The 2,919-nt window shown below is 71.4% G+C and carries 4 protein-coding genes; 1 reads left to right on the top strand and 3 read right to left on the bottom strand.

What is annotated here, in order from left to right:
- A partial coding sequence (locus B2W70_RS00765; RefSeq protein WP_286742034.1) for a CorA family divalent cation transporter occupies positions 1–343 on the top strand: 343 nt, incomplete at its 5' end.
- Between the two features lie 53 nt (positions 344–396).
- Here B2W70_RS00765 and B2W70_RS00760 read toward each other — a convergent pair.
- From B2W70_RS00760 to tsaB, 3 genes are all read right to left on the bottom strand, one after another.
- Positions 397–1,389, bottom strand: a complete 993-nt coding sequence (locus B2W70_RS00760; RefSeq protein WP_286742033.1) for a uracil-DNA glycosylase — start codon at positions 1,387–1,389, stop codon at positions 397–399.
- The gene (gene rimI / locus B2W70_RS00755) at positions 1,376–1,909 is read right to left on the bottom strand and encodes a ribosomal protein S18-alanine N-acetyltransferase (RefSeq protein WP_286742032.1); all 534 of its coding nucleotides are present in this window, start codon (positions 1,907–1,909) and stop codon (positions 1,376–1,378) included. Before rimI ends, B2W70_RS00760 begins: the two co-directional genes overlap by 14 nt.
- A gap of 66 nt (positions 1,910–1,975) precedes the next feature.
- Positions 1,976–2,764, bottom strand: a complete 789-nt coding sequence (gene tsaB, locus B2W70_RS00750) for a tRNA (adenosine(37)-N6)-threonylcarbamoyltransferase complex dimerization subunit type 1 TsaB (RefSeq protein WP_286742031.1) — start codon at positions 2,762–2,764, stop codon at positions 1,976–1,978.
- Positions 2,765–2,919: the final 155 nt, after the last annotated feature.

The following is a 2,919-nucleotide window of genomic DNA, read 5'->3' as shown; positions in this document are numbered from 1 at the left end:
GGTGCTGCGCGTGCGCTCACGCGACGTGCACGAACACATCGCCCGCGTGCTGGCCCATGTGCGACGCCTGGAGAGCTCGGCCGAGAGCGCGGTGCAGATCCACTTCTCGGCACAAGGCAGCCGCACCAACGACATCATGCGCACGCTCACCGTGCTCACGGCCATCTTCCTGCCGCTGAACCTGATCACCGGCATCTTCGGCATGAACTTCGATGGCCTGCCGCTGATCCACAACCAGCTCGGCTTCTGGGTGGCCCTGGGCCTGATGCTGCTGGTGGCCGTCGGCCTGGTGTGGTGGTTCAGGCGCCGCCGCTACCTCGACGCGAACGAGCCGGGCAACTGAGCGCCTGGGCTGGGTCTCTCACGGGGCCTTTCACGGGGCCGCTCAGGCCTGGCTCAAACCTCGCTCGAGCGCCGCACCTGTACACCAGCCTGCACCTCGCGGGCCAGGCACAGGTCGTCCCAGACCAGGCCCTTGTCGGCCGGGTTGCGCAGCAGATAAGCCGGGTGGTAGGTGACCACCACCGGCACGCCCGCCACCTCGTGCACGCGCCCACGCAGCTTGCCGATGGGCTCGCTCGTCTTGAGCAGGGACTGCACGGCGAAGCGGCCCATCGCCACAACCAGGTCGGGCTGCACCAGCGCCATCTGCCGCAGCAAGAAGGGCTCGCACTGCGCGACCTCCTGCGGCAGCGGGTTGCGGTTGGCCGGCGGGCGGCACTTGAGCACGTTGGCGATGAAGACCTGGCGATCGGGGCCAGCTTCTCCGCGCGTGAGGTCGATGGCCGCGAGCATGCGGTCCAGCAACTGGCCGGCGCGGCCGACAAAGGGCTCGCCCTGGCGGTCTTCCTGCTCGCCTGGGGCCTCCCCGACGATCATCCAGCGCGCTTGTTCATGGCCCGTGCCGAACACGGTCTGGCGACGACCCTGGCACAGGCCGCAGGCCTGGCACCCTGCCACCGCCTCGCGCAAGGCGGGCCAGTCCATGGTCTCGACGCCAACGGGGCGAGGGCCCAGCTGCAATTCAGGCGCGCCGGGCGCATGGGGGGACGGCGCTCCGCTCGCACTCGCCGCGGTGGGCGCAGGCTTGGTGACGCGAGCAGGCGGGCGAGCAGGCGGTCGTGCAGCAGGTGGCGCAGCGAGCGCGGGTGGCTCGCCAAGCGTGGCTTCGGCACCAGCCTGCTCGACGCGGCTGTTGCGCTCGGCCCGAGCGATCGCCTCGGCGGCCAGGACATGGGCCTCGGCAGGCTGGACACCGGCCTGGCGGAACTCGGCGGGTGGTGCATCGGGCGCACCAGGCGCCACGGTCGCTGTGGGTGGCTGAAGCGGCCAGAAGGCGGCCACCCCCATCTCCTTGAGCATGGCCAGTTGACGTTCAGTCCAGCGCATGCGCGGCCTCCAGCTGGATCTCGCGGCGCATGACGAGGGCGTCCTCGCGCCCACCTTCGGCCGGGTAGTAGTGCTTGCGCACCCCGATGTCCACAAAGCCTTCGCGCTGGTAAAGCGCCCGCGCCCTGGCGTTACTGGGTCGCACCTCCAGCCACAAGGCTTGGGCACGCTGATGCAGGCAGCGCTCACACAGGGCTTGCAACAGCACCAGCGCCAGGCCTCGGCCTTGCCAGTCGCGTGCGACGGCGATGTTGAGCAGGTGGATCTCGTCGACACCGTCCATGGCCACGCACACGGCCACGACGCGATCGCCCGCGCACAGCACGCGGCTCCAGTAGCCCGCCCGCAGCGAAGAGCGGTAGTTCTCTGGCGTCCAGGCGTGCAAGGGGTGCAGGCAAGCCTGCCGCTCCTGCGCCACCCAGGCGTCAACGTCCTCGTCGGTGAGCGCGCGCGCGATCAGCCCCACGGCGGCCTGATCAGGCGTCGGGGCGGCGGTGTCGCGCAGGACCGGGCGGTTCATCTCGGGTCTCGGGGGCAATGGGCCGACAAGGGCAGGCAGGGATGGGCAAGGCGAATCAGGCGGGCATCATGCCTGAGCCGCCGCGCGTTCGGCGGTGGTCTGGGCGACTTTGTCTCGCACATATCGAGGCAGTGCGAGCGCGGGGTCCACCTGCTGGCCGTTGGCCCAGGCCTGGCGGGCCAGCTCGATCAGCGCGGCGCCGCGCGGCATGGCGTCAGGGGCCAGCACCCGGGTGTCATCCGGCGAGAGCCCCTCCCACGCGCCGGGGCAGGCGCTCAGGGCGTTGCCGCACACGCGCACGCCTTCGGCGCGAGTGGCCCAGCGCGCACGCGGCTCGCCCATCGGCCACAAAGCGGCCTGCGTGTGAACCGCCCAACGCTGGCCGTCCCAGCTGAACGCGCCCACGTAGAGCTCGCCCATGCGCGCGTCTTGCAGCACCCAGACGACCTCGCCTGCGGGCAAGGGCTCTGATGCGCGTTGGCGAGCGTCCTCGGCCACGGCCATGAGGGTGTCCAGCGAGATGACCGGCACCCCCAGGCCCAGAGCCAGGCCCTGGGTGACGGAGCAGGCGGTGCGCAAGCCAGTGAAGGCCCCCGGCCCCGCCCCGAATGCGATGGCGCTCACATCGGGCCAGTCCAGGCCCGCGTCGAGCAACAGGCCTTGCAAGGCAGGCAGCAGGCCGGCCGAAGCCTGGGCGCCTCCAGCCAGCTCTTGCGCGACCACCGAGGCCCGGCCCGCCTCAGGCGCCACACCGGTGACCGGCGCAGACAGGCCGACGTGCAGGCGCTCGGTGGCGGTGTCCAGGGCCAGCAGAACGGGGGTCGGATCGGGTTGGGACATGGGGGAGGCGGGCATGGGCGGAGTTTAGCCGGGGGGCTGGGCCCGCCCGACCTATGATCCCAGGCCATGCCCACCCCATTCACCCAGACCACGCTCGGCCCCCGCGCAGCGCCGCGCCACCCGAGCTACGGCCTGTTGGCCGGCGCCCTGATCGGCGCTTTTGTCAGCAT

It is taken from the genome of Aquabacterium sp. UBA2148, assembly GCF_002328915.1.
Lineage (GTDB): Bacteria > Pseudomonadota > Gammaproteobacteria > Burkholderiales > Burkholderiaceae_C > Aquabacterium > Aquabacterium parvum.
Note: the sequence above shows the minus strand (reverse complement) of the source record. Positions and strands in the feature narration are given on the sequence as shown.